This window comes from uncultured Thermus sp. (genome assembly GCF_938010445.1).
Classification (GTDB): domain Bacteria; phylum Deinococcota; class Deinococci; order Deinococcales; family Thermaceae; genus Thermus; species Thermus altitudinis.
Genome location: NZ_CALLUR010000032.1, coordinates 1 through 6822, shown reverse-complemented (window position 1 = coordinate 6822; position 6822 = coordinate 1). Strand labels below are relative to the sequence as shown.

Below are 6822 nucleotides of genomic sequence, written 5' to 3'. Positions count from 1 at the left end.
GCGAAGGGGGAGGTGTCCAGGAGGACATAGAAGGCCCCGCTGGGACGCACCGCCTTTAGGCCCAGCGCCGAAAGGCCCTCGAGGAGAAGGTCCCGCCGCCTCCTATAGGCCTCCCGGGCCATCTCTATGAAGGCCCTGGAAGCCTCCTGGTTCGTGAGGGCCTCGAGGGTGGCCCACTGGGCGATGGTATCGGGGCTGGTGGTGGACTGGCTGGAGATGTCGGCCATGGCCTTGATGACCTCCTTGGGGCCACACGCGTAACCGATGCGCCAGCCGGTCATGGCAAAGGCCTTGGCCGCCCCGTTCACGGTGACGGTGTGCTCGGGGGCCACCTGAGCCGGGGAGAAGTGGGCCCCCTCGTAGATGAGGTGCTCGTAGATCTCATCGGAAACCAGGTAGAAGTCGTGTTCCACCGCCAGCTGGGCCAGGGCCCTTAGGACCTCCTCGGGGTAGACGGCCCCCGTGGGGTTGTTGGGGGAGTTCACCACCAGGGCCTTGGTGCGCCCGGTAATGGCCCTTTTCACCCGCTCAGGATCGGGCACGAAGCCCTCCTGGGGCAGGGTTTCCACCTCCACCGGCACCCCTCCCGCCAGGCGCACCATCTCTGGGTAGCTCACCCAGTAGGGGGCCAGGACGATGACCTCATCCCCAGGGTCCAGAATGGCCTGGAAGAGGTTGTAAAGGGCCTGCTTACCCCCCACGGTGACGATGGTCTCTTCCGGGGTGACCTGAAGGCCGTTCTCCTTGCGGAACTTCTCCGCCAAGGCCTCGCGCAGCTCCGGGATGCCCGCCGGGGGCGCGTACTTGGTCTTCCCCTGGGCTAAGGCCCGCCGGGCCGCCTCCTTCACGTGCTCCGGGGTGTCAAAGTCGGGCTCTCCTGCCGTCAGGGCCACCAGGTCCACCCCTTGGCGCCTAAGTTCCAGGGCCTTGGCGTTCACCGCCACCGTGGCCGAAGGCTTCATGCCCTTAACCCTCTGGGAAAGGCCGCGCATGGCCTAAGTATACGGGCCAGAAGGGGAAGACGGCAGGAGGCCGAGGAGGGGATGAGCCCGGGACGCCACGCCGGCCCCGTGGGTTCCAGGGGGTCTTGGTAAGGCATCAGGGCCCCTGCAAGGCTATCCGGGTCGTCCTCCTCCCGGTAGGCCTGGACCGCCCCTAGTCCGTTAGGCCCAAAGCCTCCCCCGTGGCCCCGACCTGGCGAAGGGGCCCCCGGGCCTTAACCCGGCCCTTGGACACCCCCATGGCCGGGCCACCAACCCCCCTGCAAGCCCCAGCGCCAACCGGTCCTATCCCGCGCCCACCGGGCTTAGGAGGGGCGCCTCCCCTCTGGCCATAGCCCTTCCCCCCACCACCCTAAGGCCCAGGGCCTCCACCCGGGCCTGGTAAAGGCTGGTCTCAGGTAGAAGCTCCCCATCGGCATGGGCCGGCACGGGCTGGGAAAACTCCACCGTCACCTCCCGGCCCGCAAAGGCCACCACCTGGGGATGGGAAAGGTGCCGACCCAACAGAAGCCGGGGCAGGATGAGGACCACCCCGGGCCGGGTGAAGGAACGGGCCAGGATCACCGAGAGCTGGCCATCCCGGGGATCGGCCATGGGGGCTATGGGAATCCCACCCCCGTAGGCGGGGCCGTTCATGGCCGCCACCAGGAGCAGGGGTCCTTGGTGCACCTCCTCCCCCTCCACCATCACCCGCCCTTCGGGAAGGCGGAGCTCCTTAAGCACCCCAAAGAGGGCGTAGAGGTAGCGGGGCATGCCCCGCAGGAAGGAGGGGGCGGTGAGGGCCCTCTTGGCCACCAAGGCGTCAAAGCCGATGCCCAGGGAGGCCCCAAAGGGCTCGCCGTTTACCCAACCGAGGTCTATGGCCTCCTCTTGGGCAAAGAGGGCCAGGTCCAAGGCCTCTTTCCAGGGAAGTCCCTTCAGGCCCAGCATGCGGGCGAAGTCGTTGCCGCTACCGATGGGCACCACCCCCAGGACCTTTTCCGCACCCGCAAGGCCCCGTAAAACCTCATGCACCGTGCCGTCCCCCCCCACGGCCACCACCCGCGCCCCCGGGGGAGCCGCCCGGGCCAGTTCCGTGGCGTGGCCCGGCCCCTCGGTGAGGAAGGCCTTGGCCCCCTTGGCCCGCGCGGAACTCAGAATGGCCCCGGAAAGCCTCCCCACCTTGCCCCGCCCCGCCGCCGGGTTCACGATGACCCACCTTTCCACCCCCGTATTCTAGACCCATGGGGCTCCTGGCCCATTTCCTCCGAGGTCCCCATCCCAAGACCACGCTGCTCCTCACCCGGGCCGGGCCGGTGGAAAACCCAAAACACCTCCTCCACAGCCATCCCGGCCTTCCCCTTGCGGAGCCGGGCAGGCAGGCCCTCCGCGCCCTGGCCAGGCTGGCCCAGGGCTACCCCGTGGCCTGGGTCTACGCCTCCGACAGCCTGGCGGAGGCCGAGGCAGCCGGGCTTCTGGCGGAAGCCCTGGGGGTGCCCTTCACCCTCCTTCCGGAACTCAGGGAGCGAAGCTGGGGGGAATGGGAAGGGCTGAGCTTCGCCGAGGTAAGGGAGCGGTATCCCCAGGAGGTGGCCGCCTGGCTGGAGGACGAGGCCGGCTTTGCCCCTCCGGGCGGGGAAAGCCTGAGGCAGGCCTGGGGAAGAGGGCAAAGGGCGGTAAGGGCCCTTCTTGGGCACCACCCAGGCCAGGCCCTCCTGGTGGTGGGGAACTGCACCCTGAACCGCGCCGCCCTAAGCCTGGCCTTGCCCTTTCCCCCAGAAGAGGGCCTCCGGGTGGAACAGGACTACGCCCGGCTTTCCGTGGTGGAGTTTTACGGGGAGGAGGGGGTGGTAAAGGCCTTGAACCTGGACGCTTGTCCCTAGCCTTTCCCCAGGGAAAGGGGAGTAAACTGGAGGCATGATCCGGCCCGTGGCCCGCCAGGACCTTCCCGGGCTCCTTAAGCTCCTCCGCTGGATGGACGAGAGCCCCAAGCGGGGGGTTCTGGCCCCGGAGGCTCGGGACCTCGAGGGCCTGGCCGAGGAACTGGAGGACGGCCTGGTCCTCCTGAGGGACGGGGAGGTGGCGGGGTACGTGGGGCTTTACGCCTTTTGGGATGGAGCGGCCCTCGAGGGGCCCCTGGCCTACCGGGGGGAGGACCTCTTACCCCTATTGCAGGCGGCAAAGAGGCGGGCGGAGGAGGTTGGGCTAGAGCGCCTCTACGCCTTCCCCCGGGAGGAGAACCGCACGGTGCGGGAAGCCCTGGAGCAGGCGGACTTCGGCCTTTTGCACCTCACCTACTTTTTCGTCAAGAACCCTGAGGGCCTGGACTACCCACCCCCCGAAGGGGTGGTCATCCGCCCAGGTTTTCCCGGTCCTGCCGTCTATCGGGAGCTTTACCGGGAAAGCGAGGAGGGCTGGGCCCTGCGCCTGAAGTGGACGGACGAGGAGCTTTGGGAACACTTCCAGGACCCCCAGGTCCACCTCCTGGTGGCCTACCAAGGGGAGAACCCCGTGGGCCTGGCCGAGGTGGAGCTGGAGGACCATGAGGCCAGCGTGGCCTATATCGGCGTGGTGCCCAAGGCCCGGGGCCAGGGCATCGGGCGGGCCCTCCTGGCCGAGGCGGCCCGACTGGCCAAGAGGAAGGGGGCCAACCTCCTACGGGTCCGGGCCCACGACCACGAAACCGGGGCCTTGGAGCTCTACCGCAACCTGGGGTTCAGCCTCGAGGAGGCGGTGGCCACCTACGCCAAGGAGCTTAGGGCCAGGCGGTAGGTCTCCGCATGGGCCTCCACGGTAAGCCGGGGGTCGCGGTTATACCCCCCGCCCATCACCACCACCAAGGGCACCCCCAAGGCCCTCGCCATGCGGAAAACCCGCTCGTCCCGCTTCCTTACCCCTTCCGGACTCAAGGCCAAGCGGCCAAACCGGTCTCCCCTCAACACGTCCACCCCAGCGTTGTAGAAGACCAGCTCCGGACGGAAGGCCTGGGCCCGTTCCAGGGCCTCCTCGAGGGCCTTTAGGTAGGCCTCATCCCCCACCCCGTCGGGAAGCCCCACGTCCAGGTCGCTCCGCTCCTTCCTCAAGGGGTAGTTCCGCTCCCCGTGCAGGGAAAGGGTGAAAACGGTGGGGTCTTCCTGGAAAAAGACCGCGGTGCCGTTGCCCTGGTGGGCGTCCAGGTCCACCACCAAAACCCGGCCCCCAAAACCCTCCCGCCTCAGCCAGGCCACGGCCACCGCCACATCGTTGAAGAGGCTATACCCCTCGGCCCGGTCGGGGTAGGCGTGGTGGGTACCCCCGGAGAGGTTGAGGCCCAAGCCCCCTTCCAGGGCATCCATGGCCGCCGCCAGGGTTCCCCCCGCCGCATGCAGGGCCCGCTTCAGGAGGCTTGGGCTAAAGGGAAGGCCCAGGCGCAAGGACTCCTCCCGGGAAAGCCCCACGGTGAAAAGCCTCTCCAAGTATCCCGGATGGTGGGCCAAAAGGAGGGCCTCCCGGGGCACCTCCGGAGCCGGCAGGATGGGAAGGAGGCCCCTCAGGGCCTCCGCCACCCCCCGGTACTTGTAGAGGGGAAAGGGGTGGCCCTGGGGAAGGTCCACCCTTAGGTGAGCCGTGCTATAGGCCCGCACCCTTCCATCATGCCCCAAGCTGGCGGTAGGCTTCGTAGGCCGCCACCCCCACGGCCACCGCCAGGTTCAAGGAGCGCACCGGCCCCGGCATGGGGATGTGGACGTCGGGAAACCTCCCCAGCACCTCGGGGGGAAGCCCCCGGGTCTCAGGGCCAAAGAGGAGGTAGTCCTCCGGTTGGAAACGCACCTGGTAAAGGCTGGTCTTTCCCTTAGCGCTGAAGGCCCAAACCCGCACCCCTTGGGGCAGGCTTTCCCAAAAGGCCTCCCAGGAATCGTGGAGGCGGAGGTCCACATGGGGCCAGTAGTCCAGGCCCGCCCGCTTGAGCCGGGGGTCCTTTAGGCGAAACCCCAGGGGCCGGATCAGGTGCAAGGGCCAGCCCAAGGCGGCGGCGGTGCGGGCGATGTTCCCCGCATTCTGGGGGATTTCCGGCTGGTATAGGACCAGGTGGGGCATGGCTAGAGGCGCCGGTAGCGGGTGGCCGCCCCCCGGCCCACCCGCTCCACCTTACCTTCCCGGATGAGGCGGTTCAACAGGGCCAAGGCCGCCTTTGGGGAAAGCCCCAGCTCCTCCTCCAACTCCCGCCTGGAACAGGGCCTTTGCAAAAGGCGAAGCACCCGTTCCCCCAAGGGGTCCCGCCTCAGGAGGTGGTACCGCCCCCCTTCCTTGCGCAAAAGGCCCATGCGCTCCATGCGGGAAAGGACCTTACGGGCCGCTTCGGGAGGAAGCTGCAAGGCCCGGGAAAGCTCCTCCAAGGTGGCCTCCCCCACCCGGCGCAGGTGGCCCACGGCGATGAGGTGGTCCAGGCTGAAGCCGCCCAGGCGCTCCTGGGCCTCGGCCAGCTCCCGCACGAAGGCCTCGTCCAGCTCCGGGTTGTAGAGGACCAGGGTGAGGGCCTCGGGGAAAAGGCGGTACTCCGGGGGCTCCTTCCCGTACTTGAGGAGGAGGCGGTACATCTTGTCCACCCCGCTTCCCGCCCGCTCCACGTAGCCGAGCCGGTAAAGGGCCTCCGCCAGGCGGGGGTTTCGCCTTTTGGGGGGATGGCGGAGGATGTTTTCCGGGGTGATGCCGGGGGGGAAGCTTCCCGGGTTGGAAACCTCCAGGCGATCCGGGTAGTGGTGCACCTGAATGGCATCCGGGCTCTGCCAGTCCCGGTGCACCAGGGCGTTGAGGAGGGCCTCCCGGTAGACCTCTTGGTCAAAGTCCCAGACCTCGAGGCGGAACAGCCCCACCATCAGGTAACGCACCCGGTTCCGGGCCTGGATCAGGTCCCTAAGCCGCTCCAAAAGGGCGGGGATGGGGCGAAGCATATCCTCGCGGAAGGTGTACCCCTCCTCGCCCTCGTGGAAGTAGTAGCTCACCTCCGCCTGGGGAAGAAGCCGCCTTAAGGCCAAGGGGGTGCCCGCAAGAAGAAGCCCGGCCACCGTGGGCCTTTCCTCCCCCTCCACCCGCGCCAAAAGCCCCAGGGCAAAGAGAAGCTCCAAATCCGGCAAGGCCGCCAGGTTGCTCCCCCGCTCCTCCAGGATGCGCCTTAGGCGTAAGACCTCCACCGGGTCCAGGTCGGAAAGGCTGGCCGCCGGCAGGACCTGGGCGGTGAAGTCGGGCTCCGGCAAGGCTTGGCCCATCTTCAGCTCGGTGAGCCTCCGGCCGTCCCAAAAGGGCACCCTCCCCGCCCCCACGGCGATGGCCGCCGGGCTTTGGGGCACGTGCAGGGCCAGGACCCGGCCCAAGGGCCCCTCCACCACCTCCACGTAGGGCAGCAGAAGCCCCTGGGTGAGCTGGAACAGGGCATGGGTGATCTGCAAGGGGTGGATCTCCGAGGCCCCCACCACCCTTCCATCCCGGTCCACCCCCAGGAAAAGGGTTCCCCCCCGGTGGTTGGCCAGGCCCGCGGCGTAGCGGGCCAGCTCCTCCGGGGAAAGGTCCGGGGGCAGGAAAAGGGTACGCTCGTCCTGGCCTAGGGAAAGCCGATTTAGGAGTTCCTCCCACGTCACGGGCCTCAGTGTAAGGGTTGGCGGAGGGGATCGGAATGCCCTACGGCCTACCCCGCCCTCGGCACCTCCCCAGAGCAGGTGGGCCTTTTCACCCCCTTGGGGAAGGCATGGGCCGGGACGTGACCCAGCATGGCGAGGAAGCCCATGTGGAGGGCCAAGGGGCCACCCCCGTGCTCTCGGAGGCCGGCCCTCCCGCCCTTAAGCCCCTGGGGGTGAGGTATGAAGCT

7 protein-coding genes are annotated in these 6822 nt (G+C 68.2%); 2 read left to right on the top strand and 5 right to left on the bottom strand.

Annotated elements, in window-relative coordinates:
• A partial coding sequence (gene aspC / locus Q0693_RS01685) for an aspartate/prephenate aminotransferase (RefSeq protein WP_298628691.1) occupies nucleotides 1–992 on the bottom strand: 992 nt, incomplete at its 3' end.
• 294 nt (nucleotides 993–1286) lie between these two features.
• On the bottom strand, nucleotides 1287–2207 hold the full coding sequence (locus Q0693_RS01680; RefSeq protein ID WP_298628690.1) for a diacylglycerol kinase family protein: 921 nt from the start codon (nucleotides 2205–2207) through the stop codon (nucleotides 1287–1289).
• A 17-nt stretch (nucleotides 2208–2224) separates the two neighbouring features.
• On the opposite strand from Q0693_RS01680, the gene Q0693_RS01675 reads away from it, so the two are divergent.
• Both Q0693_RS01675 and Q0693_RS01670 read left to right on the top strand, forming a co-directional pair.
• Entirely contained in the window at nucleotides 2225–2863 is a 639-nt protein-coding gene (locus Q0693_RS01675) for a histidine phosphatase family protein (RefSeq protein ID WP_298628689.1), read from the top strand.
• Between the two features lie 34 nt (nucleotides 2864–2897).
• Nucleotides 2898–3752 (top strand): GNAT family N-acetyltransferase, encoded by an 855-nt coding sequence (locus Q0693_RS01670; protein ID WP_298628688.1) that lies wholly within the window; start codon nucleotides 2898–2900, stop codon nucleotides 3750–3752.
• Here the strand turns inward: Q0693_RS01670 and Q0693_RS01665 are convergent.
• From Q0693_RS01665 to Q0693_RS01655, 3 genes are read right to left on the bottom strand one after another with little or no spacing between them, the layout of a single operon-like run.
• Nucleotides 3722–4603: a histone deacetylase gene (locus Q0693_RS01665; protein ID WP_243032460.1), complete on the bottom strand. Its 882-nt coding sequence runs from the start codon at nucleotides 4601–4603 to the stop codon at nucleotides 3722–3724. The two genes, Q0693_RS01670 and Q0693_RS01665, sit on opposite strands and share 31 nt — an antisense overlap.
• A gap of 7 nt (nucleotides 4604–4610) precedes the next feature.
• Entirely contained in the window at nucleotides 4611–5057 is a 447-nt protein-coding gene (locus tag Q0693_RS01660) for a tRNA (cytidine(34)-2'-O)-methyltransferase (protein ID WP_243032459.1), read from the bottom strand.
• A gap of 2 nt (nucleotides 5058–5059) precedes the next feature.
• Complete coding sequence (locus Q0693_RS01655; RefSeq protein WP_298628687.1) at nucleotides 5060–6595, bottom strand: ATP-binding protein; 1536 nt, start codon at nucleotides 6593–6595, stop codon at nucleotides 5060–5062.
• Nucleotides 6596–6822 lie beyond the last annotated feature (227 nt).

Bases quoted from the DNA above. Each gene is read 5' to 3' on its own strand.
- Q0693_RS01660 (WP_243032459.1), bottom strand. From the start codon at position 5,057: ATGCCCCACCTGGTCCTATACCAGCCGGAAATCCCCCAGAATGCGGGG.
- Q0693_RS01675 (WP_298628689.1), top strand. From the start codon at position 2,225: ATGGGGCTCCTGGCCCATTTCCTCCGAGGTCCCCATCCCAAGACCACG.
- Q0693_RS01670 (WP_298628688.1), top strand. From the start codon at position 2,898: ATGATCCGGCCCGTGGCCCGCCAGGACCTTCCCGGGCTCCTTAAGCTC.